The following is a 26,088-nucleotide window of genomic DNA, read 5'->3' on the forward strand; positions in this document are numbered from 1 at the left end:
TCGCGTTTGCGGAGATGGTCGCAGCTGCCGTTTTGGCATGTGAACACAGAACTGCGAGTGGCAGCACCTGCGTACGATGGTTCGACGACATCGGCATACGGTCACCGCGACGTCCGGTGCTCCCGAATTCAGAGGTAGCCGACCGCGAGGTGACGCATGGTAGGGACGAGTCGCTTTCTGCGCCTTCTCCTAGTGCTGGCCGTCGTACTTGCGGCATCGTTGATCGGCATCCTCACGCGCCCACCAGGTTTGCTCGCGACTTTCTGGTGCGCCAACGCCATTCTGCTGGGAATGATGGTCAGATGGCCGGTCCTGATCGAATGGCGGACGTGGATCGCCGCGGCCGTCGGATACGTCTGCGCTGACCTGATTACGGGCAACTCGCTGTCGCTTGCCCTGCAGCTGAACGGGGCCAACCTCGCCGGAGTGACGCTCGGTGTTCTCGTTCTGTACTACTTGAAGCGCACACCGTTCCGATTGGTCGATTCGCAGTCGCTGGTATGGATGGTCTTCGTTTCGTTCGTCGCGGCGACTGGTACCGCGGCCACGGCCGGCGCCTTGGACCGGCTCTTACGCGGTCAGTCCTTTGCCGACACGTTTTTCCACTGGGGTGCCACCGAGGTCATGGCGTACCTGCTGGTCCTTCCTCTCATTCTCACTCTCACCATCCCGTCGAGCCTTGCCGAGTTCCGCAGGAGACTGACCGCCAGAACTGTCGCCGCTCTGAGCGTTCCGCTACTCGCCACTGCAGCCTGCGTGCCGATCGCCCTCAGTATCGAAGGGCCGATTGCGCTGGTCTTGCCGATTCCGGCTCTCCTCTGGTGTGCCACTCGCATCTCGGTTCCGAGCACTGCCTTCGTTTCAGTGGTCTGGTCGGTGTGGTCACTCATGATGGCGGGTAGCGGTCGACTCGACATCGGAGATCAAGCCGCCTCGACGTGGAACGAGGACGTCATCACATCCATAGCGGTCACCCTGATCGCGTTGGGGCCGATAGCGGTTGCCTGTGCGACCGAGGAACGCCGTGCTGCCGAGCGTGAGCTCTTCCTTGCCGTCGAATTCGACCATCTGACCGGGGTCCTCTCGCGCGGTGCGTTCCTCGGCCACGCGGAAGCGGAACTTGCCGACGCGGCTCGCACACAATCTCCGGTCGGCCTGCTGATGCTCGACCTGGACCACTTCAAGAGCATCAACGACACGCATGGACATATGACCGGTGACAGCGTTCTCGCGAACTTCGCCGAGCGGGCCGCTGACCGATTGTCGGACGGCGATCTGATCGGAAGGCTCGGCGGCGAGGAGTTCGCCGTTCTGCTTCCGGACTGCAGCTACGCGCGAGCAATCGATGTCGCCGAGACGGTCCGCGGCGCGCAAGTCGAGTACTCGGCCGAATCAGATGTGACGAGCACCGTCAGCGTCGGCGTCGCGTGGGTCGATCATGCGACGCCGGCGCTGTCGACCCTCATGAGCGTCGCAGACGAGGCTCTGTACGACGCCAAGCGTGCTGGGCGCAACCTCGTGAAAGTGCACCGCGTCGGCAACGACACCGTGCCGCAACGGAATTCCGAGCCGGACACTGCCACCCGCACCTATCGCAAACCTGCGCTACCCCGAACGATCCGGCGAGGATTTGGCCGCGAAGGTGTGGTGGACGGCCGATAACCGCGCTGACCTGCATCGGGATTGGCATATAGTCGCACCCATGCAGCTTGATTCGACGCCTTCGCCCCTGCCGACGCTTCCGCTCCGATTCGGAACCCCACTGACCGAGAACTCCATCCGCGTGATGATGTTGGGATCAGGCGAGTTGGGTAAGGAAGTTGTCATCGCGCTGCAGCGTCTGGGCGTCGAAGTGATTGCGGTGGATCGGTATCCCGATGCCCCTGGGCACCAGGTGGCTCATCGTGCTCATACCGTCGACATGACCGATCCGGAAGCACTGCTTGCCGTCATCGAGTTGGAAAAGCCTCACTTCGTGGTTCCCGAGATCGAGGCCATCGCGACGGATGCGCTTGCACTCGTCGAAGAACGCGGGGGTGCGGTGGTCATTCCGACCGCCCGAGCCACCCAGCTCACGATGAACCGTGAGGGAATCCGTCGGCTCGCGGCCGAGGAGTTGGGCCTGCCCACTTCGCCGTACGCTTTCGCGGACTCGCTTGCCGAAGTGCAGGCAGCGACAGACCGAATCGGTTTCCCGTGCGTCATCAAGCCAGTCATGTCCTCGTCGGGGAAGGGACAGTCGACGGTTCGATCCGCCGAAGATCTCGACGCCGCATGGGATTACGCGATGGCCGGAGGTCGTGTGAATCACGGCCGGGTGATCGTCGAAGGCTTTGTCGATTTCGATTACGAGATAACGCAATTGACAGTTCGAGCCGTCGGTGAGAGCGGTCAGGTCGAGACGTCGTTCTGCGAACCGATCGGGCACCTGCAGGAGGCCGGAGACTACATCGAATCGTGGCAGCCGCAGCAGATGTCCGCGGTTGCCCTCGCCTCGGCCCGAGACGTCGCCGAGAAGGTGACCACGGCTCTGGGCGGGCGAGGCATCTTCGGCGTCGAGCTATTCGTGAAGGGCGACGACGTCTTCTTCTCCGAAGTGAGCCCACGGCCGCACGACACCGGATTGGTGACTCTGCGGACGCAGCGACTTTCGGAGTTCGAACTGCATGCCCGCGCGATCCTGGGCTTGCCGGTCGACACGACGCTCACGTCTCCAGGAGCATCGGCAGTGATCTACGGCGGAGTGGAGGCAAAGGGGATCGGATTCGACGGCGTCGCCGAGGCGCTCGCGTTTCCCGAGACGGACCTGCGGCTCTTCGGCAAGCCGGAGAGCTTCACGCGTCGTCGCATGGGTGTTGCAGTGTCGACGGCCGCCGATGTGCCTACTGCACGCGACCGTGCTCGCGAGGCTGCGTCGAAGGTGCGTCCCGTCGGATGAGTCCAGCGGCCGAGGTCCTCGTCGGGCTGGTCATCCTGGTCGGTCTGATCGGTGTCGTCGTTCCGATTCTCCCGGGGACGCTTCTCGTTTTCGGTGCAATTCTGGTGTGGGCGATCATGACCGGTGGTGCCACGGCGTGGACGGTGTTCGCGCTGTCCACGCTGGCACTGGTGGTCACCGGGATCGTGAAGTACACGTGGCCGGGCAAGCGGATGAAGTCCGGGGGAGTGCCCAACCTGTCGGTGGTGGTCGGCGGCGTCGTCGGCATCATCGGGTTCTTCGTGATTCCGGTCGTGGGCTTGTTCCTGGGATTCATCGTCGGAACGTATTTCGCGGAACTAGCGCGGCTGCGCCGTTACGACATCGCTTGGTCGTCGACGCTTCACGCGGTGAAGGCAGTCGGATTGTCCATGCTGGTGGAACTGTTCGGAGCGCTGATCGCGGCGGGGCTGTGGCTGGGAGCCGTTGCGTTCACCTGAGCGCAGCGGTACCAGGAGCGGGCGTTGTCGCACATGACCGCGGGCAGGTCGTCGCCGACAGCGTCGGCGATCACGTCCAGGTCGTGGACCTCGAACGCTCGACGTGCCCGTGTACCGGGTAGATCGGTGCCGAACATCAGCGCAGCGGGATTGACCGCGTGGATCTGGCGCAGCACATCGCTGACGTCGGAGATGGTGGTGCGGCCGAACCCGGTGGCTTTGACGCGCACTCCGCGGTCGACGAGGTTGAGGAGATACGGCAGTCCGCGGGTGGACATTCCCAAATGGTCGATGCTCACCGCGGGCAATTTGGCGAAGACCGGTTCCAACGACAGCAACAGCGTGGCATCGACGTAGAACTCGGCGTGCCAGCCGACCAGATCGAATGCGCGGTTGGCAAGATCGGCAAGCAGACGCAGGTCGGTGGCGCCGCGGCGCAGGTTGAACCGGACGGCACGTACTCCCAGTGCGTCCAGAGCAACGATGTCTTCATCCGTCGCATCGAGCGGCAAAGCAGTGACGCCCACCCAGCCTTCACCGAGTTCGGACAAGGCAGCTTTCAGGTATTCCTGGTCATTGCCCTGGTACGACGCGGTCACCACCGCGCCGCCGTCAACGCTGAGGCCCTTCAGCGAGGCAATCCGGGCCCGGTAATCGGCCACGGTGAAGGGCTCAGGCAGGTACCCGTGATTCTCGACCAGCGGGAAGCGCGGGTCGATGATATGCACATGGGCGTCAAACACGGGGTCTATTTTGCCCTGTTGCCCTGGGTCCCTGCACACACCACCGGCCCGATGTGACCTGGGTCGCGTCGGGCCGGTGGAGGGCTTCTGTTCAGTTACTTCCGCGCACTCAGTTCGCGCGGTCGGGCTCGGATGCCTTCAGCATGTCGTGACGCTCGACGACCTTGATGCGCTCACGGCCCTCGGGCTCGCCCAGGCTGCGCTCGTGCGCGTCGAGGCGGTACCAGCCCTGCCAGGTCGTGTACGGAACCTGCTTGCCTTCGAGGAACTCGATGACTGCGTTCTCGTCGGGGTTCGCGGCGCCCGCGAAGTCGACGGAATCCTCGAGAAGATTCGCGACGGTTTCGTTGGCGTCACCCTTGGTGTGGCCGATGAGGCCGACGGGGCCGCGCTTGATCCAGCCGGTGACGTAGGTGGCCGGCATGAACCGGGCTGCGCCCTCGGCGTTGTCGTCGGCGACGACGCGTCCGGCGTCGTTGGGGACGGTGCCGGCCTGGTCGTCGAACGGCAACTGCGTGATGTTCTGCGAGAGGTAACCGACGGCGCGGTACACGGCCTGGACATCCCAGTCCTTGTACGTGCCGGTGCCCTTGACGTTGCCGGTGCCGTCGAGCTGAGTGCGCTCGGTGCGCAGGCCGACGACCTTGCCGTCTTCACCGAGGATCTCCGTGGGAGATTCGAAGAAGTGCAGGAACAGCTTGTGAGGACGGGCTCCGACGTCGCGAATTGCCCAGTCCTGCAGCGTATTCGCAACCATGTCGACCTGCTTGGAGTTGCGGCGAGCCTGCTCGGAACCCTCGTCGTAGTCGATGTCCTCGGGGTCGACGATGACCTCGATGGTCGGCGAGTGGTCGAGTTCGCGCAGTTCGAGAGGGGTGAACTTGGCCTGGGCCGGGCCGCGGCGTCCGAAGACGTGAACCTCGACGGCCTTGTTGTTCTTGAGGCCCTCGTAGACGTTGGCGGGGATCTCGGTCGGCAGCAGTTCGTCGCCGGTCTTGGCGAGAACGCGGGCGATGTCGAGTGCAACGTTGCCGACGCCGAGGACGGCGACCTTCTCGGCTTCGAGCGGCCACGTACGCGGTACGTCGGGGTGGCCGTCGTACCAGGAGACGAAGTCGGCCGCGCCGTAGCTGCCGTCGAGTTCGATGCCCGGGATGCCGAGCGCACGGTCGGCATTGGCGCCGGTGGAGAAGATGACCGCGTCGTAGAACGACTGCAGGTCGTCGAGGGTGATGTCGGTGCCGTAGTCGATGTTGCCGAGCAGGCGTACCTGAGGCTTGTCGAGCACCTTGTGCAGGGCGGTGATGATGCCCTTGATGCGCGGATGATCAGGCGCGACGCCGTAACGAATCAGGCCGAAGGGCGCGGGCATGCGCTCGAAGAGGTCGATGCTGACGCCGCGGCCGGAAACTGCGGTGTCGGATTTCATGAGGGCGTCGGCGGCGTAGATGCCGGCGGGGCCGGCGCCGACGATAGCGACCCGGAGTGGGCGGTTGGAGTCAGTCATCGTGAGGACAGCTACCTTCTTCGAAGTTCGGACAACATATCGACAAGTATCCAATTTAGCCGAACCTAAGCACAGTGCCTCGGTTGCGGCCGAACGGATCCACACTCTCACTCGATCGGTTGTGGGTAAACCTATTCTTTCCTCCCATTCTCCTGTTGTCTCGGGTATCCGGGGTAGGGGCCTGATCCTTGACGGGCCACAATTTCAAGTTGTGGGGGACTATTGGCGTTATGAGTGACGAGCTGCGCGAATCCGACAACATCGATGGCAAGAAGGCGTCTGCGGGGCCGTTCCTCTTGGCTGTCGCCATCGTCGCCTTGATCCTGGGTGGAATCTTCGTCGCATCGTGGATCTCGCCGGCCGAGGAGAACGTCACCGAGTCGGACCGCGTGAGCCGCTCCGTCACCGACTACGTCGATGCCGAGAATCGGAATGACGCGGAGACGGTCAAGACCCTGACCTGCGCGAGCTTCAATTCGAGCACTGGTCCGATGGCCGGCGTCGACGGAACGGTCGAACTGAAGGGTGTGGACGGGGTCGTGGTCAACGGCGATCGCGCCCGGGCCGACGTGACGATCACCGGTGGCGGAGCGGGCGAGCGAGTCTCGACCTGGGCCCTGACCCGTGACGGCAACCGTTGGGTCGTCTGCAACTGACGGCCCGCTCAGGCGCTCACGGCAGTCTTGTGAAAACATGGACTACGTGAGTTACGCAGGCGATCTGACGCCGGAGCAAGCCTGGGAGCTGCTCCGCGAAAACCCCGACGCCGTGCTGGTCGACGTGCGGACCGATGCGGAGTGGAAGTACGTCGGTGTCCCCGATGTGTCCTCCCTCGGCAAGCAGGCCGCACTGATCGAATGGGTGAGCCACCCGACCGGCGCGCGCAATGACAACTTCGTCGACCAGTTGAAGGAAGCCGGCATCACTGCTGATTCCTCCGGGTCGGAGCGTCCGGTGATTTTCCTGTGTCGATCCGGACAGCGTTCCATCGGTGCGGCGGAAGCTGCGACTGCGGCGGGCATCGGCCCGTCGTACAACGTGCTCGACGGGTTCGAAGGCGCATTGGGTGCCGACGGACATCGCGGACTTGTAGGTTGGCGGGCCATCGGCTTGCCGTGGAGGCAGCAGTGAGCGGAATTCCCCAGGGTGGCGCATTTCAACGGGCGCTGCCGGACGACGTCGGTCTCGGCACTCTCGGTGTTCGCGGCGGACTGATGCGTACCGGGTTCGAGGAGACTTCCGAAGCGCTGTTCCTCAACTCCGGATTCGTCTACGAGAGTGCAGAAGCCGCCGAACAAGCCTTCACCGGCGAGGTGGATCATTTTGTCTACTCCCGCTACGGCAACCCGACGGTCAAGATGTTCGAAGAGCGCCTGCGTCTCATCGAAGGTGCAGAAGCCTGCTTTGCGACTGCCAGCGGAATGTCGGCAGTCTTCACGGCGTTGGGCGCACTGTTGGCCAACGGCGACCGATTGGTGGCTGCGCGCAGCCTCTTCGGATCCTGCTTCGTCGTGTGCAACGAGATTCTTCCGCGCTGGGGAGTCGAGGTCGTCTTCGTCGACGGTGAAGACAACGCGCAGTGGGAAGAGGCGCTGTCCGTGCCTACCACGGCAGTGTTCTTCGAGACGCCGTCCAACCCGATGCAATCTCTCGTCGACGTTCGACGGGTGTCGGAGCTTGCTCATGCAGCCGGTGCAAAGGTAGTGCTGGACAACGTCTTCGCGACGCCGCTTCTGCAGCGCAGCCTCGATCTGGGCGCCGACGTCGTTGTGTACTCCGGCACCAAGCACATCGACGGTCAGGGGCGCGTGCTCGGTGGCGCGATTCTCGGAACCGAGGAATACATCAGTGGTCCCGTCCGAGAACTGATGCGGCACACCGGTCCTGCGCTCAGTCCATTCAATGCGTGGACTCTGCTCAAGGGCCTGGAGACGATGCAGGTCCGTATTCGGCACTCCGTGGCTTCGGCACTCGAGATCGCCGAATTCCTCGAAGGACACTCCGGCGTCAAGTGGGTCAAGTATCCGTACCTGACGTCGCATCCGCAGCACGAGCTCGCGAAGTCTCAGATGAGCGGTGGCGGAACGGTTGTCACGTTCGAGCTCGATGCGCCTGACGGAGAGGGCAAGAAGCGGGCGTTCGAGGTTCTCAACGGTCTGCGCGTCATCGACATCTCCAACAACTTGGGAGATTCCAAGTCGTTGATCACTCACCCCGCCACGACGACGCACCGGGCCATGGGTCCGGAAGGCCGTGCAGCAGTGGGTCTTACAGACGGCGTTGTCCGTCTGTCCGTCGGGCTCGAAGACACGGCTGATCTGTTGGCTGATCTGAAGCGAGCACTCGGCTGAATCGCTGGAGCGCCTTGCCTCGAACTTCCGACGGCAAGGCGTTCTACGGTGCGGGCGTGAGACCCAGTTGTTTGACGTCGATCGTCAACGCCGTCGTATTCAGTTTGAGACCTGAGCTTGTCGTGTCGGTGGGGTAGATCGTGAACAACACCTGCGCCGTCAGATTGGTGTTGTTCAGGGCCGACGTGACCGCGATGAGGTTCGGCGTCGGTGCTGTGCTGTCGTACAGCAGATTGTTGCTCTGATCCGTGACGTACGTGCGAAGGTCGATGTTGGCGGCTGCGAGCCCGCCGCTCAACTTGGTCTTGTCGACTGTCACGTTCGCTTTCAGACGTGGGCCGGTGGCCATCACCTTCGAATCGCAGAAATACGTGTAGTTGAATCCGGGCTTGAGCCGGTAGGTAGTGATGTCCGGGATATATACGAGTGGATTCGGATTGGTGGGCGCGTTGACGTAGACCTGCGAATACCAGCCCCCGCCGCTCGTGGTCACGCATGCTCCCAGATCCAGGGTCCCGGACTGGACAGCGGCGCTTGTCAGGGTCGCACTGTCGGTCCACTTCGCCAATGTGCCCGAACCGCCGAGCAATACGGCTCCGGCCGCGGCAACTGCCATGGCAGCTTTCGTTGTCTTTCTCATCACGGCACCAGCGCCTTGATCTCGTCCGGAAGTTCGCTCGGGGCAGGAGATTCGGCCCAGACTCCCGTTGACGTGTCGATGACGGTGACGCCGCCAGTGGTGATCACATACAACTGATCGGTTCCGGTGAGCCAATGCAGGACAGCGTCGCTGTCAACGGGACCTCGATATACCTCAGCGCCCGATGAATTCGACACGGACACAACCGTTCCGCTGGCAGTCGAGAGCTTCTGGGCGCTGAGACCGGTCGTGGTCGCCGGGGCGTCGACGGGAACCTCGCTCGGGGTGGTCGTAGTTGGTGGCACCGTTGTCGTTGTCGTTGTCGTTGTCGTTGTAGCGGTCGTCGTCTGGGGCGCCGTAGTTGTAGCCGGTGACGAGGTGGTTGTCGACGGTGCAGTTGTGCTGGTGGTTGTCACAGCCGGCGCCAATGTCGTGGTGGGCGTGGTGGATGAGGCGGTCGTGGAAGTGACGGCCGTAGTAGGAGTGCTCGGAGCGTCTGCCGCCAGTGCCGGCGCTGCCGATCGACTGAGAGCAGATGTCCCGCTGATCGGACCGCCACACGAGTAGAGCAGGCCGACGAGAATGCTGAATTGGTAGCCGGAGTACGACGGCGTGACCGACGTGCCGCTCAGTCCATGGATTTCGATGTTGTAGGTGCCGACGATGAGCGGGAACGCGACTGTTGTACCGCCCGAGCCGTATCTCATGGAGCCAGTGGTCGACGTTGCGATGTAGTCGTTCGACCCCAAAAGGTTTCCGCTGGCGTCGCGAGCGATGAGGCGGTATGAGCTTCCGACCGTCGCTGGCCAAGTGATCGTTACTGCGACCGGAACAACGACCGCAAAATTCACCGCGCAACTGGCTGCGCTTGGAGACGTGGGAAAGGTTGCAGCAGTGCCGAACTGAATGTTTGTTGCCGTGGCTTCGTCGGTGTACCCCGCCTTGGTGCCACCGATCTGGGACGCACCGACAACAGTGAAGCCGACCGTTGCCAATGCGACGATTGCCTTGAAGGCGTGGGAATCGCCGTGCGCGTCCTGACGATCCAGGCTGGGTTCCCCTTCATCCGGTCTTTTTCGTGGGCGAAATGCGATGTACAGCAGTCCTCCGACGGCAATCGCACCAAGCACAAGCCCACTCGGTCCGGACAGCCAGACTGCCACGTAGCCGAGGCGGTTGATGCTGAAGAAGACGCGATCGGCTTCGGTGATGACGTAGGGATCGGGATCGGCGATCGGATTTGCATCACCACGCAGTTGTGCGACGGCAAGGTTGTTGCCCTGCTGATCTATTGATTCCACACGATGGGTGATGCGCGTGCCTTGGCTGTCGGAGACGCTGACGATGTCACCGACCAGCACTTCCGAAGCAGGCACGGTGCGCGCGAATGCGAGAGCACCGGTATCGATCGTGGGTGACATCGATCCACTCCGAAAGATCAGCGGGGTGATACCGAAAGCCAGACCGGCGATGAAAATGATGATGGATACCAAGCCTGCGAGGGCTCCCAGACTGAGTAGGACTTCCCGTACCCGGTTCGGCATCGAGGCCTTTGCATGTTTTTTCGTGTGTCGGGCCATTGCCATCACACCTTTGCCGCGAAGGTCAGGACAATGTTCGACGTGCTGTTCGTCGGCGGTGTCGGTGTTGTCGGAAGCTGCACCGAGACACATAAATTCTCGGTAGCCCCGACCGCCAGTGGGCGGTCGGGGCTACCGATGGCTTGATTCGCGGTGAGTGTCAGCGCGAGCGAGGACACCACGTTGGCGCCGTCAGTGCACTTGTTGGCAACAGTTCCGTTGGAGGAAACCGTCATTCGTAGAGAGGTCGTCAACGCACCACTACTCGTAGACGTGATCGTGTACTTCAGCGGGACAGTTGTCCCTGTGCCCAGGTTGTTGACCTTGATCAGAGCGGTATTCGAATCGCCGGGAATCATTCCGGACTTGCCAAGCTCACTGAAATTCAGAGACCTGGTCAGAATGGGCTGGGCAATGCTGTTCAACTGCAGATTGATGGAACCCGTCGTGATGTTGCCCGAGGTTGCCGTGGCGGAAGACGTCCAGGCCGCGAGCGTGGTCACACCGCCGACGCCAAGCACCATCCCCAGTGCGAGCAGCGCGCGAAAACGCGTGCTGGTCAACAGGTGACGAATCCGGTGGGCCGGACGGTCAGGGCGCGAGGGCATCGTGCTGGCCTTTCTCGATCTGGGCGGAGTCTGCGGGCGCGAAAGGTGCAGGGTCAGGAGCGAATCGGGCTCGAGCTCGCTCCTTCCGGCCGTCACGGATGCCGCTGATCATCATGTACGACGCGTACAGCAGTAGAGCGGTCACTACGATCACCACGATCACGGTGCGCTGCTCTCCCGTCAGCCAGGTGTTCACGTAACCGAGATAAGGCAGGCTGTACCAGACCTTTCCCCGGATCTGCACCGGCCGTACTTCCTTCTCGTCAGGCTCACCGTTCGCATCGCCCTGGGTGATGAAAGTTCTTTCACCCTTCTGGTTTTCACTTGTGGCGATGATCCGGTGCGTGACGACGGTCGGCTGACCCGATTCCAGCTGGTGCGTAATAGGTGTACCGATCCCCAGTTCGGACGGATCGACAGGTTTGACGACTACCAGTGATCCAGGGTTGTACGTCGGGCGCATCGAACCGGTCAGAATCGTGAAGCGCTGTGCTCCGGCAAAGAAGGGAACGACAATGGTTGCGACGATGACTGCCGAAATTGCCAGCAGCAGTGTCCAACTGACGATAGAGGTGATCCACCAGAGTGGGCCGGTGCGATCGGTGCGATCGGTGCGCTTCGTGGAGTGTTTTGTCATACCGGACCTGCCTGGAAGGTCAAGGTCGTGGTGCTTGTTGCACCTGAGACCGCCCCGACGCCTACCGTGAGTCGCAAGCACAGAATGTACGTACCGCCTGAGACCAGCGGACTCGGCATGTACGCCGGTGAAACCGGGTACTGCAGCGATGCATTCATCGATCCGGACGTCAGTGGGGTCACTGCCGGAGCCGCGGTGTTGACGCCGGCAGGGCAGGCGCCTTCGTTGGCGACTCCGTACGTGGTCAACGTGAATCCCGTAAATGCGGTCGTCGACTGCATTCGCCATTGCAGAGGATCAGCCCCCGAATTCTTGACGGTGAGCGGTGCTTGCACCGTGTTTCCCGGGACAACGGGCGTCGCGGCCGTCGTCAAGTTCGCCAGGGTGTACGCCGCACTGGTTCCGGCAGATGTACCAACCGTGAGGTTGACGCTGGCGGCTGTCGCCGTACCGCCATTCGCGCTCGCCGAATCGGACCACAGCGCGAGCGACTGCTGCGACGATGCGAACACCGCTACAGCAGCCACCGCGACTGCGATCGCTCCCCAGACCTTTTTCCTCATGAAATTACGGGGCCGGTGTCAGTGCTGTCTGAGTGACGACCAACTTCATCGCCGACAAGTTCAGCGACTGGTTCTGCGCGACCTGATTGGCCACCTCGTTGAAGTTCAGCCGGACTCCGACGTGGACGATCGTTCCGTTCTGGGCTTTGGTGATCTGCGAAATCGGGTTGCCACCAGTGTCCTTGATTGTCGTCACGGGCACGACAGCAGCGGCAAGCTCGGCGCTGTTCGCACCCGGAACGATTCCGGCCGTATCAGCGGTCAGAACAGCCGCGAGACGATCGCCCACTGCGGTCACAGTGACGTCGCAGGTGTATTCGATGCTTTCGGTCGTGACGATGCGGTAGGCCGAGATGTTGGTGATCGCGGTCTTCGTCGGGTTGAGGGAGTTCCAACCCCCGCCGACCGGTGCGCAAGAGCTCAGGTCGAGGGCGCCGGACGTGACGGGCCCGCCGCCACTGACGTCGGCCGAATCGCTCCAGACTGCGAGCGAGCCGGCACCGCCGAGGAGGAGAGCACCGGCCGCCGCAGCAGCGATCGCACCCTTGGTCTGCTTCTTCATGAAAATCTCATTTCATGTCTGGGACCCGAAATGGGGCCATTCAGACATGAGTATCAGACACGGCAAACGATTCGTTACCACTTTTCGAAAAATCAATTTTACGACTGGAGTCCAACTGTCACTCGGTGTCGAAATGATCTTTGACCTGCGTCTAACTACTCGTTTGTAAGTTTGGTGCGAATAAAACCGTTGGTTTGTTCAGTTGGACAAAGCGGACGAGTCGGAACCTGGCAAATCTGCTGTTTTTTACCAGTTAATTACCGAGTTTCGGTTTTGTTTTGCAATTTGAATCAATTGTTTGTGTTGCTACGAAATGGATCGGTTGTTGTTCCCACAAGATCGGCGACCGACTCGAGGACGATGGTCGGGCGGTAGGGATAGAGCTCTACCGACGCGCGGGTCGAGATCCCGGTCATCACCAGAATCGTCTGCAGTCCGGCTTCGAGGCCACAGACGATGTCGGTGTCCATGCGGTCGCCGATCATCAACGTATTGGCGGAATGAGCGCCGATGGACCGCAGGGCTGAGCGCATCATCAAGGCGTTGGGCTTGCCGACGTAGTAGGGGTCGCGTCCGGTTGCCTTGGTGATGAGAGCGGCGACCGAGCCGGTGGCCGGCAGCGAGCCGTCACGCGACGGTCCAGTGGCGTCGGGGTTCGTGGCGATGAACCGCGATCCACGCTCGACCAGGCGAATGGCGGTGGTGATTGCCTCGAAGGAGTACGTTCGCGTCTCGCCGAGGACGACGTAGTCGGGGTCGCTGTCCGTCAGAACGTAACCGATGTCGTGCAGGGCAGTGGTCAGGCCCGATTCGCCGACCACGTAGGCGCTGCCGCCCGGCCGCTGGTTGGCCAGGAACGTCGCGGTTGCGAGCGCTGACGTCCAGATCGACTTCTCCGGGATGTCGAGTCCCGAATTGAGCAGGCGTGCTCGCAGGTCACGCGGGGTGCGGATGGAGTTGTTGGTGAGCACCATGTACGGGATGTCGTTCGACGCCAGCTCTGCCAGGAACGTGTCCGCTCCAGGTATCAAGTGCTCCTCGTGGACGAGAACCCCGTCCATGTCCATGAGGTAGGTCCAACCGGTCTGATCTTCTGTACTGGTCATTACTCCAGTATGTGCGGGTGGCGCCTGATGTGGGCGGTCAAGCGAGAAGGCGCCACAGTCCGATCAGGCCGACGACGACAATCGTGTAGCGCAATGCAGTGGGGGACAGGCGCCGTCCGTAGCGGGCACCGAGAACGCCACCACCGAGTGAGCCGACGGCGATCAAACCGGCTGCTGCCCAATTGATCTGATCGAATGCCAGAGTGATGTACATCCCTGCTGCAACGATGTTGACGAGCAGCGACAGCAGGTTCTTCGCGCCGTTCATGCGCTGGAGGGTTTCCGGGAGGATGGCACCCATCACACCGATGAGAAGGATGCCCTGCGCGGCAGTGAAGTACCCGCCGTAGATGCCGACTGCAAAAGTGCCGGCGGTCAGGAGCATCAGCCTCTTGGTGGACAGCGTCGTTTCTTCGGTGGAACGCTTCTTGGCCCACGCCTGGATGCGTGGTTGGAGGAGGACGAGCGCGAGAGCGAGGACCAGCAGCACCGGAACGATGGTCTCGAACAGTTTCTCGGGTAGGTGCATGAGCAACCACGAACCGAGTAGTGCTCCGGCGAGGGACGCCGGAATCTGCCACTTCAGTCGGTCCCACTGTCCGGACAGCTCACGTCGGTAGCCCCAGGTACCCGAAACTCCGCCGGCGACGAGCCCGACCGCGTTGGACATGGTTGCGGTCACGGGCGGCATGCCGAAGGCGACCAGGGTGGGAAACGTGATCAGCGTTCCACTGCCGACCACGGCGTTGATCGCGCCCGCGCCGATACCGGCCAACAAGATGAAGAAAGCGTCGAGTCCACTCACTCCGCAGACGGTACGGCAGAGGAAAAGTCAGTCCGGACGGCGGTCCCGGTCTTCATTCGAACGCTCCATTCAACACGCCGAACGCGGCTTCGGACACCGTTGAAATCAATGCGATTTCAACATCGTAGACACTTCATTTCCCTTGCAGTGCAGGGAAATACAACATTTGACGACTCGACATTTCGCGTCTAGTCTTTGCTCACCATCCAGAGCGACCGAGAGACCTGGCTCGTCGACGTCGCAGCAACCCCCCGAGTGATCGGGAGCGGGTGCTACCGCCAGGACCGATGGAAGGCATCACATGGGTACCACTTCGCACGCTGCGCACAAGCGACGTCACATCGATCTGTGCCGCACCGCTTCGTGTCACTGTCGCTGACCGAACTCTCGTCGTCTTCGCAACTCGAGCGCACCAACTCGAGGACACAGCTGCGTTCCCATTTCCCCGAAAGGTCTATTCGTGATGTCCACTCCGTCAGGTAGCGCGCCGTGAGCGCGCCCACCGATGTCCGCCCCGAAAAGTCGGTGTCCGAGTCGCAACTTCCCGACTCGGAGCTTGTCGTCGCTCGCACCTGGCACCCGCTGCGCTGGGTGATCAGTGCGGTCGTGCTGGTCCTGCTTGCTCAGTTCATCCACGGGCTCGTCGTCAACCCCGGCTGGGACTGGCCGACGTTCGCGCAGTACTTCACCGCGAAATCAGTGCTCGCCGCGTTGTGGATGACGATCAAACTGACCCTGTGGGGGACGATCCTCGGGTTCGGTCTCGGTGTTTTCCTGGCACTCGGTCGGTTGTCGAAGAATCCGGTCCTGCAGGTGATCGCCTGGACCTACATCTGGGCCTTCCGCTCGATTCCACTCATCGTGCAGTTGCTCTTCTGGTTCAACATCACTTACCTGTACCAGACACTTTCTCTCGGAATACCTTTCGGTCCCGAGTTCTTCACCTTCCAGGTCAGCGGTGTGATCGGCGGATTCACCGCGGCAGTCATCGGTTTGGCGCTGCACCAGGCTGCATACTCGGCCGAGATCATTCGCTCCGGAATCATCTCGGTGGATCACGGTCAGATCGAAGCTGCTCACTCGCTCGGCATTCCGCGCAGTCGCCAGTTCTTCAAGATCGTTCTCCCGCAGGCAATGCGGGCGATCCTCCCCAACGCCGCCAACGAGGTCATCGGACTCTTCAAGGGAACGTCGATCGTCTCCACCATGGCAATCGCCGAACTGTTCTACCAGGTGCAGGTCATCTTCGGACGCAACGGACGAGTCGTGCCCCTGCTGATGGTCGCCACGATCTGGTACATCATCCTCACGACGTTGCTCTCGATCGGTCAGTACTACGTGGAGCGCCACTATGCACGAGGATCCGCCCGTGCTCTTCCGTTGACTCCGGTACAGAAGGCGCGCAAGAAGTTCGAAGAGATTCGCGATGCGCGTCTCGATATTCCGAGAGGTGCGACCCGATGACCGCAGAACTGGCCGAAGAGACGGTGTATGCCGTCGAAGCGCGCGGAATTCACAAGTCCTTCGGCACGCTGGAAGTACTTGCCGGCGTTGATCTCCTGGTCCGCAAGGGCGAAGTGACCGTCATTCTCGGTCCGTCGGGTTCCGGTAAGTCCACCTTGCTGCGAACCCTCAATCACCTCGAAAAAGTCGACCGCGGAACCGTACGGATCGACGGAGAGCTGATCGGATACCGGCGCAAGGGAAATCGACTCCACGAACTGCGTGACCGCGAGATCCTGAAACAGCGTTCGCACATCGGATTCGTGTTCCAGAACTTCAACCTGTTTCCGCACCTGACCGCGTTGGAAAACGTGGTGGAAGCGCCGCTCTCGGCCCAGAAGCGTGATCGTGACGAGGTGTACCGCGAGGCCCGCGCACTGCTTGAGCGAGTGGGAGTGGGGGACAAGGCGGACGAGTATCCCCGCCAACTCTCCGGTGGCCAGCAACAGCGCGTCGCGATAGCGCGAGCGCTGGCACTGCGGCCGGCGGTCATTCTCTTCGACGAGCCGACGTCGGCGCTCGACCCGGAACTGGTGGGCGAGGTTCTCGAAGTCCTGGCTCAGCTGGCCCGTGACGGCGCCACCTTGGTGATCGTCACACACGAGGTCGGATTTGCTCGGGAAGTGGCGGACACTGCGGTCTTCATGGACGGCGGCGTCATCGTCGAACAGGGCCCGCCTTCGCAGGTGATCGACAATCCGGTCCACGAACGGACCAAAGCCTTTCTCTCCCGCGTCCTCTGACGCGACCCAGACTCATTCCCGGAAGGAAAAATTGATGTTCTCCACATCCCGTCGCGCGACTTTTCTGATCTCGGCGCTTGCCACCGTCGGATTGCTCAGCGCTGCATGCAGCAGCGCGGACGCCGAGTCCGACGGCGCCCAGGTCACCGCTGCTGCGGGTTACAACCTCACGGCCGATCAGAACCGCATCACCACCGACAAGGTGGATTCAATCGCCGCCGAGCTACCTCAGGACATCCGCGATCGTGGCACGCTGCGCGTCACCGGTAGTGCCGGTTCCGCTCCGCCGCTCCGTTTCTACGCCGACGACGACACCACCCTCATCGGTTCCGAGACCGACTTCGCCTATCTGATCGGTGACGTTCTCGGCTTGAAGGTCGACCTGCAGACAGCAGATTGGGCACAGAACTTCGTCCGGATCGACTCCGGTGAGGCCGACGCCTTCCTCTCCAATGTGACTGTCACAGAAGAGCGTAAGGAGAAGTACGACTTCGCGACCTACCGTCTCGACACCCTCGCCTTCGAAGCCAAGAAGGGTGCCGGAATCTCCATCAAGGAACCCAAGGACGTCGCGGGCAAGAAGATCGCCGTCTCCTCGGGCACCAATCAGGAAGCGCTGCTGGTCAAGTGGAGTGAGCAGAACGTCGCGGCCGGCCTGGCGCCTACCGACATCTCCTACTACCAGAACACCACCGACTACTACCTCCCGCTGCAGTCCGGCCGGATCGACGCCTACTTCGGCCCGAACCCGTCGTCGCAGTTCCACGCCAAGCAGTCGGGGGAGACCGAGGTTGTCGGTGAGTTCTCCGGGGCCGGCGACACCCTGCAGGGGCAGATCGCGGTGCTGGTGAAGAAGGACAACGGCCTGATCAAGGCGATCAACGACGCGATCAACCACACGATCGAGAACGGCACGTACCAGCAGATCCTCGAGCGCTGGAACATCACCAGCGAAGCCGTCGACACGTCCCTGATCAACCCGCCCGGCCTTCCGAAGACCAAGTGAGCTCTCGTCCATGAGTGAGATTTTCGATGTGATCGTCATCGGCGGAGGACTCGTCGGGTCCTCCGCCGCCTGGCGGCTCGCGGCACGCGGACGTAGCGTCGTTCAGCTGGAACAGTTCGGGCCGGGGCACAAGCACGGTGCGTCGCACGGTACTTCGCGTATCTATCGGCAGGCGTACGACAATCACCTGTACACAGGTTTGGCGGCCGACGCGCTGCCGCTGTGGCGGGAGTTGGAGACCACGACGGACATCGGGTTCCTGGAACTCACCGGTGCCGTTGATCACGGCCTGCCGCAGGCCGTGCAGTCCAAGGCGAAGATACTTCTCGAGGCGGGCATCAAGGGTGAGATCCTCACCCCTGCCGAGGCGTCCGCCCGTTGGCCGGGGCTGCGATTCGACACCACGGTGCTCCATCACCCCGACGCAGGCCGGTTGCACGCGGACCGCGCCGTGACCGCTCTGAAGGCAGGAGCGGTGTTTGCCGGTGCCGAGGTCCGTCACGATGTTCGGGTGTTGGCACTCGCGCGAGCGTCCTACGGCGTGGACGTGGTGACGGACAGTGGAACGCTCGCAGCTCGTCAGGTCGTGATCGCGGCCGGTGCGTGGACTGCAGATCTGATCGCAGACAGCGGTCTCGGCTCCGAGATCGTACTGCCGACGCTGCGCACGACACAGGAACAACCGGCACACTTCGCACCGCTCGATCCCGGAGTCGAGTGGCCGAGTTTCGTCCACCACACCGGCGCAGAATTGGAGACCGCGGGGATCTACGGGCTCGGTTCCGAGGACGGGATCAAGATCGGCGAACACGCGACCGGGCCGGTGGTGACTCCGCAGACCCGTGACTACACCCCTGATGTCGACGGAGAGCAGCGATTGGCCCAGTACGCCGAGTCGTGGTTGCCCGGCGTCGATTCCACCCGTGTCGAGTCGATCACGTGCCTGTACACGAGCACGCCGGACAGTAACTTCGTCATCGACCGAGTCGGCGCCGTCACGGTGGCGGCGGGATTCTCGGGGCATGGGTTCAAGTTCGGTCCGGCCTTGGGTGAACTTGTGGCGGACCTCGTCGACGGAACCACCCTCGCTCCGGAAGTTTTCAGGCTGGGGGAGCGTTGACCAGATTCATGGAGGAAAGTGTTGTGGCACTGGAGCTCGGAACTCGACAGCTCGAGGGTGTCGGAGCGGTAGAGGTCTATTCGGTATCGCAGGACGATCCCTTGGCAGCTCCACTGATCGCGGAGTTGGCACTCGAATACAGTTCGCGTTACGGCGGTACTCACGAAGCGATGCTCGCGGATCTCACGACGTATCCGGCAGAAGAATTTGCCTACCCGCAGGGTGCGCTTCTGGTGCTCACCCATGACGGTCTGCCGATCGCCGGCGGTGCGTTTCGTCAATTCGATTCCACCACTGCCGAACTGAAGAGAATCTGGACATCGGTCGACCATCGGAAGCGCGGCCTCGGCAAGGCCGTCGTTCGCGAGTTGGAACGAGAGATCGAACTTCGTGGATACAACCGGGTGTTTCTCACGACGGGCCCTCGGCAACCCGAGGCCGTCGCGCTGTATCTGTCCAGTGGATACACACCGCTTTACGACGCTTCACTCTCGCCCGAAGAGGTGGGCATCCACCCGTTCGAAAAGCAGCTTCGGGTCCTCGAAAATGTGACTCGAGCAGCAATTCCTACCGACCGGGTTGACAACACCCGGGTTTGACCTCGTACACTTGCGAACGACCATCCAGAGCGACCGAGAGACCTGGCTCATTGAAGTCGCAGCAACCCCCCGAGTGATCGGGTGCGGGTGCTACCGCCAGGACCGATGGAGGAACACGAAATGAAGGCAGTCGAAGGCGGTTTCGATACCGCCTGGTCGCGTCGTCACGTAGACCTGTGCCGCACCGCGGGATCTTTCTGTACCAACTGACCTCGGTCAGTCATTCACACTCAGGCGAGTCGTCGACAAGTCTGTTTTCTCTTCTCTCACAAGTGATTCGTGCTCGATCGCCTTTCTCGTCTCAGGCGACGGGTGCGCTCTTCGGCATGCCTCTTTAGGAGTTCTTGGTGTCTTCGCCCTCATTCGGTGCCCGCAAACGCGCGACCGTAATCGCCGGTATCGGTGCTGTCTCGGTTCTCGGCACCGTCCTCGCCGGCTGCAGCAGCGGGAGTGACAGTGCTGCCGACGCAGGCCCCGCCCAGTCCGGCGGAACCCTTCGCTACGGTCTGTCACAGGCGCCGACGTGCGCCGATCCGGCCCAGGCCGGCAGTAACCAGACCGTGTATGTCACTCGGACAGTGGTGGATTCGCTTACCGATCAAAATCCCGACACCGGAGAGATCACCCCGTGGCTCGCCAAGAGCTGGGAGATCAGCCCCGACGCCGCGAGCTTCACGTTCGTCCTTCGCGACGACGCCACCTTCAGTGACGGCACACCGGTGACGGCGGATTCGGTGAAGAAGACCTTCGACTCGGTCAAGAACCTGGGACCGAACGCGTCGTTGGCGAAGAGTTACCTGTCCTCGTACACCGGTACCGACGTCGTAGATGCTCACACGGCGAAGATCAATTTCTCCGGACCCAATGTTCAGTTCCTGCAAGCAACTTCGACGCCACAGCTCGGAATCCTCGCCGATTCCACCACCGCGCTGGCATCCGAGCAGCGCTGCCCCGGTGCAGCGGTGATCGCCTCCGGACCGTTCGTGTACACCGACTGGCAGCAGGACAAGAGCGTCAAGATCGCCAAGCGTGCGGGATACAACTGGGCCTCGGATGCGGTCGCGCATCAGGGCGAGGCGTACCTCGATGGCGTCGACTTCACGGTGGTTCCCGAATCCGGTGTGCGGGCGGGCAGCGTGGCCTCCGGCCAGCTCGATGCGGTCAGCGATGCGCTTCCGCAGGATGCGCCGCAAATCGAGGGCGCGGGTGGACGAATCCTCACAAGGCCGAACCCGGGTGTGAGCTTCTTCTTCCAGCCCAACGTCAGTCGCGGCGTTCTCGCTGATCAGGCTGTTCGTCAGGCCATCATTCCCGCGATCAACCGCCAAGAACTCGTCGACACCGTTCTGGATCCGTCGTTCTTCCCGGCCACGAGCCCGCTGGCTCACACCACTCCGCTCTACAGCGACGAATCCAGTGTCGTGACGTACGACGCCGACAAGTCGGCGAAACTCCTCGACGCGGCTGGTTGGAAGACCGGCAGCGACGGTATCCGCGAGAAGGACGGGCAGAAGCTCACTTTCAGCGTCACCTTCAGTCCGGTGTTCTCGGGTAACCAGGCCATCCTCGAGCTCGTGCAGCAGCAGCTCAAGAAGGTCGGCGTCGACCTGCAGCTCAACTTGGTCTCGAACGGTGAATGGACCGAGAAGGGAGTATCGGGTGATTACGATTCGCTGTATTACAACAGCACTCGCGCGGACGCCGACATCTTGCGGGCATCGTTCAGCACCGAAGGCCGCAACCTGAACCGTCGCGGCGCGGATCCGGAGCTCGACAAGGTACTCACAGACCAGCTTGCAGCCACGGACAACGGCCAACGCGGCGAACTGGTATCCACCGCACAGGAATTGATCCTCGACCGTGGACTCTCCATCCCCACCATCGAGCTCTCGCAGGCCATCGGCGCCGGATCGAGTGTGCAGGACCTGAACTTCGAAGCCTCCTCGCGCCTGCAGTTCTACGACGCATGGTTGTCGGGTAAGTAATCATGACTCGATACGTACTCACCCGACTGGGCCAGGCCGCAGTGGTTCTGTGGGCCGCCTTCACCATCTCGTTCGTGATTCTGTTCCTCCTGCCGAGTGATCCCGTCAGCATGGCTGCCGACTCGTCCGGTCAGGGTGTTGCAGTGGATCAGGCTGCGCTCGATCAGCTTCGGGCACGGTACGGCTTGGACCAGTCGGTGTGGGTGCAGTACTGGACATCGCTGACGAATGCTCTTCGCGGCGATTTCGGAACGTCCATCTCCACCGGTCAGTCGGTGACGGATGCCATCTTCTCGGCGCTGCCGAGCACTCTGGTCTTGGCAACCACCGCTTTGGTTCTGGCCGTGTTGTTCGGAGTGGCGATCGCGTTCTTCGCTACCTACACCCGCAAGCGGTGGCTCGCGAATCTGTTGTTCTCGCTGCCGCCGCTGGGTGTGGCAGTGCCCACTTTCTGGGTGGGCCTGATTCTTCTGCAACTCTTCTCGTTCCGTCTGCACATCTTCCCGGCATTCGGAGACAAGGGATTCGCAACGGTGATTCTTCCGGCGATCACCTTGGCGATCCCGACCGGCGCGGTGATCGCGCAGGTGCTCACGACCAGCCTGCAGTCGACGCTACGTTCGCCGCACGTGGAGACTGCGTACGCCAAGGGCGCAAGCCGTTGGCGCGTGCAGACCCGTCACGCGTTGCGACTGGCGAGCATTCCGGCATTCACCATTGCCGGTGTGCTGGTCGGCACGCTGCTGGCGGGCTCGGTGGTTGTGGAAACGGTGTTCTCCCGCGCGGGCGTCGGCCGTCTGACACAGACGTCGGTGATGGCGCAGGACATCCCGGTGGTGCAGGGAGTCGTTGTGTTCGCCTCTCTCGTGTTCGTGCTCGTCAACCTCGCGGTCGACCTCTTCTACCCCTTGATAGATCCACGGATCATCCAGACGAAGAAGAGTCACACCGAAAAGTCGAATACCGAAAGCTCGACCGATCTGGAGCCGGCTCATGTCTGACACATTGATCGAACCCCTACTCCTCGATCCGAGCGTCGAGGCGAAGGCACCTGTTGTTTCGCGCCGAAAGTCCACGGCCATCGGCTGGATCCGAAAGCCCGGCTTGGTGATTCCGGTGTTGATCGTGTTGCTTGCCATCGGCTTTGCCGTCGCACCCGGATTCTTTGCCAGCGGCGATCCGTTGTCCGGTGTCCCGGCGGACAAACTGCAGGGCCCGAGCCTGGCTCACTGGTTCGGAACCGACAATCTCGGTCGTGACCTGTACACACGGTTCGTGCACGGCGCCGCGCTGTCCCTGACCGCAACCTTGGTGGCGGTCGGAATCGCATTGGTGGCGGGATCGATAATCGGTTTGCTCGCGGGCTTTGTCGGTGGCGTCGTCGACGCCGTGCTGATGCGCATCGTCGACGTGCTGCTGTCCATTCCGGCGCTGCTGCTCTCGTTGGCACTGGTGACCGCACTCGGCTTCGGCACCATCAACGTCGCCATTGCTGTCGGCGTCAGTATGGTCGCCAATTTCGCGCGAGTGATGCGTGCCGAAGTGATGCGGGTGCGCGGAGCTCAGTACGTCGAGGCCGCGTTCAGTTCGGGTGTGCAGTGGCTCGGTGTCCTGCGTCGGCACGTGCTTCCCAACTCCTACGCGCCGGTGGTCGCGCTGTCCGCTGTCGAGTTCGGGCAGGCAGTACTGGCGGTGTCGGCTCTGAGCTTCTTGGGATTCGGCGCCGTTCCGCCTACCCCGGAATGGGGATCGCTGGTATCCGAGGGACGTAATTTCCTCGCCAATGCCTGGTGGATGACCACACTTCCCGGTCTCGCGATTGTCGCCGTGGTCATCTCGGCACACCGTATCGGCCACGAGATCGAAAGGAATAACCGGCGATGAGCACGACCGAGGAACAGTTGCTTTCCGTCACCGACTTACAGATCGCCTACGGCGCCGAGCCCGCGGTATCCGGCGTGAGCTTCACCGTCGGTCGGGGCGAAGTAGTTGCGGTGGTCGGGGAATCGGGTTCCGGTAAGTCGACCACGGCCCACGCGATATTGGGTCTGCTCGCCGGCAGTGGCCACGTCACCGGCGGGACCGTCGAGTTCGAGGGTGAACAGATCGACTCGTATTCCGACCGTGCGTGGCAGCGAATCCGCGGCGCGCGTATCGGTTTGGTGCCGCAGGATCCGACGACCTCGCTCAACCCGGTGACGAGGATCGGCGACCAGGTTGCAGAAGTCCTCCGGATCCACGGCCTCGCAGACCGTCGCAAAGCCCGGTTGGACGCCGTCGAGGTGCTCGAGCGCGCGGGTATCGACCGGCCGGAAATCCGAGCACGCCAGTACCCGCACGAGCTCTCCGGCGGTATGCGGCAACGCGTTCTGATCGGTATCGCGCTTGTCGCGAACCCGGCCCTCGTAATCGCCGACGAGCCGACCAGTGCTCTGGATGTCACGGTTCAACGGCGCATTCTCGACCATCTCGACGAGCGGATTGCCGAATCCGGTGCCGCCGTGCTCCTGATCACGCACGACCTGGGTGTGGCCGCAGACCGCGCGGACCGGATCCTGGTGATGCAGGGCGGCAGGATCGTCGAATCCGGCCGCACCGCAGATATTCTGGACAACCCGCGAGACGAGTACACGAAGAAACTTCTGAGCTCTGCGCCGAGCCTGTCCTCGGGACCAGTCGTTCGCCCGGTCCGCCAGGACACCAGCCCGCTGCTGACCCTGACGGGAATCACCAAGCACTTCAACGTCGGACGCGGGAGTTCGATCACCGCGGTGAACGAAGTGTCGCTGACTGTTCCGAGGGGTCAGACGGTGTCGCTGGTGGGGGAGTCGGGCTCCGGCAAGTCGACCACGGCGCGCATCGCCGTGCGGTTGGAGCAGGCGGATGCCGGCACCATCTCCTTCGACGGACACGACATCACGAAGGTCAAGGGCAGCGATCTGCGCGAGCTGCGCCGAAAGATCCAGCTCGTGTACCAGAACCCCTATGCATCACTAGACCCGAAATTGTCGGTCCAGGACATCGTTGCGGAGCCGCTGCGGGCCTTCAAGGTTGGTGGACGCAGCCAGCAGCAGACTCGTGCAGCAGAGTTGCTCGATCAGGTTGCACTTCCCGAGCAGTTTCTGAGCCGCAAACCGGCCGAACTCTCGGGCGGCCAGCGTCAACGGGTGGCGATCGCTCGTGCGCTCGCGTTGAAGCCGGACCTGCTCGTTCTCGACGAACCTGTGTCCGCTCTCGACGTCTCGGTGCAAGCGCAGATTCTGGCGCTACTCGACGAGTTGCAGCGCGAACTGGGCCTGACCTATCTCTTCATCTCCCACGATCTTGCGGTTGTTCGCCAGATCAGCGACGTCGTCGGCGTCATGCAGGCCGGGCGATTGCTCGAAATCGGCACTACCACCGAGATTTTCGACAATCCCCGAAACGAGTACACACGCACACTTCTCGACGCGATCCCCGGGCGGGATCATTCGACACGAAAGGCCGAACATGTCCGAGCGTAGTTCCGGAGCATTCCTGGTCGGCCTCGAATTCGAGGGAACCGGAGCTCATCCGTACTCCTGGCGACGCGAGGATTCGCGCGCCGAAGATCTGTTCACGCCCTCGTACTGGGTGGACCTGGTGACCGCCGCGGATCGGGGTGGGGTGGATCTGGCGTTCCTCCCCGACTCGTTCGGACTGCAATCCGAGGGCCAGCACGCAGTGCGGGGCAGATTGGAGGCGGTTGCAACTGCGGCGCGGCTGAGTGCTTTGACCTCGCGTATCGGCCTGATCCCCACCGCGACAGTCACGCACACCGAGCCGTTCCACATCTCCAAGGCTGTCGCGAGTATCGACTACTCCTCAGCGGGGCGGGCCGGCTGGCAGGTCGCGGTGTCCGACACCGCTGAGCAGGCGTCGTTGTTCGGCCGAAAGGCAGTGCAGGGCCCCGAGTCCGCGTGGGAGGAAGCGTCCGAGGCTGTCGAGGTGGTCAGTCGGCTGTGGGACAGCTGGGAGGACGACGCCGAGATACGGGACGCTGCGAGCGGACGATTCATCGATCGAGACAAGCTGCACTACATCGACTTCGAGGGAAAGAACTTTTCCGTCAAAGGGCCGTCCATCACGCCGCGCTCCCCGCAGGGGCAGCCGCTGATCGCCGTCGACGCGAGCAGGCCGGAGGCACGCGAGCTCGCTGTTGCGCGCGGAGATCTGATTCGGATCTCGGCAACCGACCTCGGCGTGGCCAACGCCACGGCCAAGCTGGTCCACGCGAATGCCGCTGCCCTCGGGCGCAGCGTCAGGGTTCTCCTCGACGTCGACGTGCTTCTCGGCGCTGATCGCGGAGCCGCCGACGACGCTCTGGCCGAACTCGAGGAATGGGCGGGAGCGCCGTACGCCCCGCACTCGCTGTTCTATCGCGGTGACAGTGCCGGCCTGACTGTCCTCCTTCGCGAGATCGGTGGGCTGGCCGGGGTCAACGGTGTTGTCCTGCGTCCCTTGGCTTTGGCTGCCGCAGTGGAGAAGATCGCGGCGGACGTGGTGCCGAATCTCAATCCGCGACCGACTACCGGCCCGACGCTGCGCGAGCGGTTGGGTTTCGAGTTGCCCGTCAATCAGTTCGCGTAGCGCGA

Annotated in this window: 27 protein-coding genes and 2 riboswitches; of the genes, 17 read left to right on the forward strand and 10 right to left on the reverse strand. The window is 62.4% G+C overall.

Annotation, left to right across the window (positions count from 1 at the left end; genetic code table 11):
- Window positions 1–156 precede the first annotated feature (156 nt).
- Genes EHW12_RS07070 through EHW12_RS07080 form a run of 3 tightly spaced genes read left to right on the forward strand, consistent with a single transcriptional unit; the run spans window position 157 to window position 3,417 of the window.
- Complete coding sequence (locus tag EHW12_RS07070) at window positions 157–1,662, forward strand: sensor domain-containing diguanylate cyclase (RefSeq protein WP_241199121.1); 1,506 nt, start codon at window positions 157–159, stop codon at window positions 1,660–1,662.
- Window positions 1,663–1,702: 40 nt separating this feature from the next.
- Window positions 1,703–2,938, forward strand: coding sequence for a formate-dependent phosphoribosylglycinamide formyltransferase (gene purT, locus EHW12_RS07075; RefSeq protein ID WP_064074660.1), 1,236 nt, complete (start codon window positions 1,703–1,705; stop codon window positions 2,936–2,938).
- Window positions 2,935–3,417 (forward strand): DUF456 domain-containing protein, encoded by a 483-nt coding sequence (locus tag EHW12_RS07080; RefSeq protein ID WP_007726816.1) that lies wholly within the window; start codon window positions 2,935–2,937, stop codon window positions 3,415–3,417. Before purT ends, EHW12_RS07080 begins: the two co-directional genes overlap by 4 nt.
- Here the strand turns inward: EHW12_RS07080 and EHW12_RS07085 are convergent.
- Both EHW12_RS07085 and EHW12_RS07090 read right to left on the reverse strand, forming a co-directional pair.
- Window positions 3,321–4,160, reverse strand: a complete 840-nt coding sequence (locus EHW12_RS07085) for an amidohydrolase family protein (RefSeq protein WP_223304639.1) — start codon at window positions 4,158–4,160, stop codon at window positions 3,321–3,323. The genes EHW12_RS07080 and EHW12_RS07085 overlap by 97 nt on opposite strands.
- Window positions 4,161–4,269: 109 nt before the next feature.
- On the reverse strand, window positions 4,270–5,667 hold the full coding sequence (locus EHW12_RS07090; RefSeq protein ID WP_003944405.1) for an FAD-dependent oxidoreductase: 1,398 nt from the start codon (window positions 5,665–5,667) through the stop codon (window positions 4,270–4,272).
- Between the two features lie 230 nt (window positions 5,668–5,897).
- Here EHW12_RS07090 and EHW12_RS07095 point away from each other — a divergent pair, with 230 nt between their 5' ends.
- Genes EHW12_RS07095 through EHW12_RS07105 form a run of 3 tightly spaced genes read left to right on the forward strand, consistent with a single transcriptional unit; the run spans window position 5,898 to window position 8,018 of the window.
- Window positions 5,898–6,323: a hypothetical protein gene (locus tag EHW12_RS07095; RefSeq protein WP_019749485.1), complete on the forward strand. Its 426-nt coding sequence runs from the start codon at window positions 5,898–5,900 to the stop codon at window positions 6,321–6,323.
- Window positions 6,324–6,369: 46 nt separating this feature from the next.
- The gene (locus EHW12_RS07100; protein ID WP_007726822.1) at window positions 6,370–6,798 is read left to right on the forward strand and encodes a rhodanese-like domain-containing protein; all 429 of its coding nucleotides are present in this window, start codon (window positions 6,370–6,372) and stop codon (window positions 6,796–6,798) included.
- Window positions 6,795–8,018, forward strand: a complete 1,224-nt coding sequence (locus EHW12_RS07105) for an O-succinylhomoserine sulfhydrylase (protein ID WP_206434838.1) — start codon at window positions 6,795–6,797, stop codon at window positions 8,016–8,018. Before EHW12_RS07100 ends, EHW12_RS07105 begins: the two co-directional genes overlap by 4 nt.
- Before the next feature lie 43 nt (window positions 8,019–8,061).
- Here EHW12_RS07105 and EHW12_RS07110 read toward each other — a convergent pair whose 3' ends face one another.
- The 8 genes from EHW12_RS07110 to EHW12_RS07155 form a co-directional block, all read right to left on the reverse strand.
- Window positions 8,062–8,658, reverse strand: a complete 597-nt coding sequence (locus EHW12_RS07110) for an alternate-type signal peptide domain-containing protein (RefSeq protein WP_125050447.1) — start codon at window positions 8,656–8,658, stop codon at window positions 8,062–8,064.
- A complete protein-coding gene (locus tag EHW12_RS34965) occupies window positions 8,658–10,238 on the reverse strand; it encodes a signal peptidase I (RefSeq protein WP_206434839.1) in 1,581 nt (526 codons plus the stop codon). The genes EHW12_RS07110 and EHW12_RS34965 overlap by 1 nt, the downstream gene beginning before the upstream one ends.
- A 5-nt stretch (window positions 10,239–10,243) precedes the next feature.
- The gene (locus EHW12_RS07130; protein ID WP_052959797.1) at window positions 10,244–10,846 is read right to left on the reverse strand and encodes a SipW-dependent-type signal peptide-containing protein; all 603 of its coding nucleotides are present in this window, start codon (window positions 10,844–10,846) and stop codon (window positions 10,244–10,246) included.
- Window positions 10,830–11,483, reverse strand: a complete 654-nt coding sequence (locus EHW12_RS07135; RefSeq protein ID WP_125050450.1) for a signal peptidase I — start codon at window positions 11,481–11,483, stop codon at window positions 10,830–10,832. Before EHW12_RS07135 ends, EHW12_RS07130 begins: the two co-directional genes overlap by 17 nt.
- Complete coding sequence (locus tag EHW12_RS07140) at window positions 11,480–12,046, reverse strand: hypothetical protein (RefSeq protein ID WP_054186917.1); 567 nt, start codon at window positions 12,044–12,046, stop codon at window positions 11,480–11,482. The genes EHW12_RS07135 and EHW12_RS07140 overlap by 4 nt, the downstream gene beginning before the upstream one ends.
- 4 nt (window positions 12,047–12,050) lie before the next feature.
- The gene (locus EHW12_RS07145; protein WP_047269467.1) at window positions 12,051–12,608 is read right to left on the reverse strand and encodes an alternate-type signal peptide domain-containing protein; all 558 of its coding nucleotides are present in this window, start codon (window positions 12,606–12,608) and stop codon (window positions 12,051–12,053) included.
- Window positions 12,609–12,898: 290 nt separating this feature from the next.
- A complete protein-coding gene (locus EHW12_RS07150; RefSeq protein WP_003944345.1) occupies window positions 12,899–13,714 on the reverse strand; it encodes an HAD-IIA family hydrolase in 816 nt (271 codons plus the stop codon).
- Between the two features lie 37 nt (window positions 13,715–13,751).
- The gene (locus EHW12_RS07155; protein ID WP_003944404.1) at window positions 13,752–14,519 is read right to left on the reverse strand and encodes a sulfite exporter TauE/SafE family protein; all 768 of its coding nucleotides are present in this window, start codon (window positions 14,517–14,519) and stop codon (window positions 13,752–13,754) included.
- Between the two features lie 199 nt (window positions 14,520–14,718).
- Window positions 14,719–14,813, forward strand: a riboswitch (SAM riboswitch).
- A 195-nt stretch (window positions 14,814–15,008) separates the two neighbouring features.
- Between EHW12_RS07155 and EHW12_RS07160 the strand changes: the two genes are divergently transcribed.
- From EHW12_RS07160 to EHW12_RS07205, 11 genes are all read left to right on the forward strand, one after another.
- Complete coding sequence (locus EHW12_RS07160; RefSeq protein ID WP_003944440.1) at window positions 15,009–15,983, forward strand: amino acid ABC transporter permease; 975 nt, start codon at window positions 15,009–15,011, stop codon at window positions 15,981–15,983.
- Window positions 15,984–16,006: 23 nt separating this feature from the next.
- Entirely contained in the window at window positions 16,007–16,765 is a 759-nt protein-coding gene (locus EHW12_RS07165) for an amino acid ABC transporter ATP-binding protein (RefSeq protein WP_269456395.1), read from the forward strand.
- Between the two features lie 34 nt (window positions 16,766–16,799).
- Window positions 16,800–17,771 carry an ABC transporter substrate-binding protein gene (locus EHW12_RS07170; RefSeq protein WP_007726832.1) on the forward strand — a complete coding sequence of 324 codons (972 nt, stop codon included), beginning with the start codon at window positions 16,800–16,802 and terminating at the stop codon, window positions 17,769–17,771.
- A gap of 10 nt (window positions 17,772–17,781) precedes the next feature.
- Entirely contained in the window at window positions 17,782–18,891 is a 1,110-nt protein-coding gene (locus EHW12_RS07175; protein WP_125050451.1) for an FAD-dependent oxidoreductase, read from the forward strand.
- A gap of 8 nt (window positions 18,892–18,899) precedes the next feature.
- Window positions 18,900–19,490 carry a GNAT family N-acetyltransferase gene (locus tag EHW12_RS07180; RefSeq protein ID WP_206434851.1) on the forward strand — a complete coding sequence of 197 codons (591 nt, stop codon included), beginning with the start codon at window positions 18,900–18,902 and terminating at the stop codon, window positions 19,488–19,490.
- 17 nt (window positions 19,491–19,507) lie between these two features.
- Window positions 19,508–19,602: riboswitch (SAM riboswitch) on the forward strand.
- A gap of 8 nt (window positions 19,603–19,610) precedes the next feature.
- Window positions 19,611–19,700: a putative leader peptide gene (locus EHW12_RS36035; RefSeq protein ID WP_310504006.1), complete on the forward strand. Its 90-nt coding sequence runs from the start codon at window positions 19,611–19,613 to the stop codon at window positions 19,698–19,700.
- Between the two features lie 137 nt (window positions 19,701–19,837).
- Complete coding sequence (locus tag EHW12_RS07185; RefSeq protein ID WP_003944291.1) at window positions 19,838–21,475, forward strand: ABC transporter substrate-binding protein; 1,638 nt, start codon at window positions 19,838–19,840, stop codon at window positions 21,473–21,475.
- Window positions 21,476–21,477: 2 nt separating this feature from the next.
- A complete protein-coding gene (locus EHW12_RS07190) occupies window positions 21,478–22,476 on the forward strand; it encodes an ABC transporter permease (RefSeq protein ID WP_003944382.1) in 999 nt (332 codons plus the stop codon).
- Window positions 22,469–23,359 carry an ABC transporter permease gene (locus EHW12_RS07195; RefSeq protein ID WP_007726838.1) on the forward strand — a complete coding sequence of 297 codons (891 nt, stop codon included), beginning with the start codon at window positions 22,469–22,471 and terminating at the stop codon, window positions 23,357–23,359. Before EHW12_RS07190 ends, EHW12_RS07195 begins: the two co-directional genes overlap by 8 nt.
- Window positions 23,356–24,978 (forward strand): ABC transporter ATP-binding protein, encoded by a 1,623-nt coding sequence (locus EHW12_RS07200; protein WP_007726839.1) that lies wholly within the window; start codon window positions 23,356–23,358, stop codon window positions 24,976–24,978. Before EHW12_RS07195 ends, EHW12_RS07200 begins: the two co-directional genes overlap by 4 nt.
- Window positions 24,965–26,083 carry an LLM class flavin-dependent oxidoreductase gene (locus tag EHW12_RS07205; protein ID WP_125050453.1) on the forward strand — a complete coding sequence of 373 codons (1,119 nt, stop codon included), beginning with the start codon at window positions 24,965–24,967 and terminating at the stop codon, window positions 26,081–26,083. Before EHW12_RS07200 ends, EHW12_RS07205 begins: the two co-directional genes overlap by 14 nt.
- Window positions 26,084–26,088: the final 5 nt, after the last annotated feature.

The organism is Rhodococcus sp. NJ-530, from assembly GCF_003860625.1.
Taxonomy (GTDB): domain Bacteria; phylum Actinomycetota; class Actinomycetes; order Mycobacteriales; family Mycobacteriaceae; genus Rhodococcus_F; species Rhodococcus_F qingshengii.

What these genes read in the sequence shown, in the direction of transcription:
- EHW12_RS07070 (WP_241199121.1), top strand. Translation starts at nt 157, where the DNA reads ATGGTAGGGACGAGTCGCTTTCTGCGCCTTCTCCTAGTGCTGGCCGTC.
- purT (WP_064074660.1), top strand. Translation starts at nt 1,703, where the DNA reads ATGCAGCTTGATTCGACGCCTTCGCCCCTGCCGACGCTTCCGCTCCGA.
- EHW12_RS07080 (WP_007726816.1), top strand. Translation starts at nt 2,935, where the DNA reads ATGAGTCCAGCGGCCGAGGTCCTCGTCGGGCTGGTCATCCTGGTCGGT.
- EHW12_RS07090 (WP_003944405.1), bottom strand. Translation starts at nt 5,667, where the DNA reads ATGACTGACTCCAACCGCCCACTCCGGGTCGCTATCGTCGGCGCCGGC.
- EHW12_RS07095 (WP_019749485.1), top strand. Translation starts at nt 5,898, where the DNA reads ATGAGTGACGAGCTGCGCGAATCCGACAACATCGATGGCAAGAAGGCG.
- EHW12_RS07110 (WP_125050447.1), bottom strand. Translation starts at nt 8,658, where the DNA reads ATGAGAAAGACAACGAAAGCTGCCATGGCAGTTGCCGCGGCCGGAGCC.
- EHW12_RS34965 (WP_206434839.1), bottom strand. Translation starts at nt 10,238, where the DNA reads ATGGCCCGACACACGAAAAAACATGCAAAGGCCTCGATGCCGAACCGG.
- EHW12_RS07130 (WP_052959797.1), bottom strand. Translation starts at nt 10,846, where the DNA reads ATGCCCTCGCGCCCTGACCGTCCGGCCCACCGGATTCGTCACCTGTTG.
- EHW12_RS07135 (WP_125050450.1), bottom strand. Translation starts at nt 11,483, where the DNA reads ATGACAAAACACTCCACGAAGCGCACCGATCGCACCGATCGCACCGGC.
- EHW12_RS07140 (WP_054186917.1), bottom strand. Translation starts at nt 12,046, where the DNA reads ATGAGGAAAAAGGTCTGGGGAGCGATCGCAGTCGCGGTGGCTGCTGTA.
- EHW12_RS07145 (WP_047269467.1), bottom strand. Translation starts at nt 12,608, where the DNA reads ATGAAGAAGCAGACCAAGGGTGCGATCGCTGCTGCGGCGGCCGGTGCT.
- EHW12_RS07150 (WP_003944345.1), bottom strand. Translation starts at nt 13,714, where the DNA reads ATGACCAGTACAGAAGATCAGACCGGTTGGACCTACCTCATGGACATG.
- EHW12_RS07170 (WP_007726832.1), top strand. Translation starts at nt 16,800, where the DNA reads ATGTTCTCCACATCCCGTCGCGCGACTTTTCTGATCTCGGCGCTTGCC.
- EHW12_RS07175 (WP_125050451.1), top strand. Translation starts at nt 17,782, where the DNA reads ATGAGTGAGATTTTCGATGTGATCGTCATCGGCGGAGGACTCGTCGGG.
- EHW12_RS07180 (WP_206434851.1), top strand. Translation starts at nt 18,900, where the DNA reads ATGGAGGAAAGTGTTGTGGCACTGGAGCTCGGAACTCGACAGCTCGAG.
- EHW12_RS36035 (WP_310504006.1), top strand. Translation starts at nt 19,611, where the DNA reads ATGAAGGCAGTCGAAGGCGGTTTCGATACCGCCTGGTCGCGTCGTCAC.
- EHW12_RS07190 (WP_003944382.1), top strand. Translation starts at nt 21,478, where the DNA reads ATGACTCGATACGTACTCACCCGACTGGGCCAGGCCGCAGTGGTTCTG.
- EHW12_RS07195 (WP_007726838.1), top strand. Translation starts at nt 22,469, where the DNA reads ATGTCTGACACATTGATCGAACCCCTACTCCTCGATCCGAGCGTCGAG.
- EHW12_RS07200 (WP_007726839.1), top strand. Translation starts at nt 23,356, where the DNA reads ATGAGCACGACCGAGGAACAGTTGCTTTCCGTCACCGACTTACAGATC.
- EHW12_RS07205 (WP_125050453.1), top strand. Translation starts at nt 24,965, where the DNA reads ATGTCCGAGCGTAGTTCCGGAGCATTCCTGGTCGGCCTCGAATTCGAG.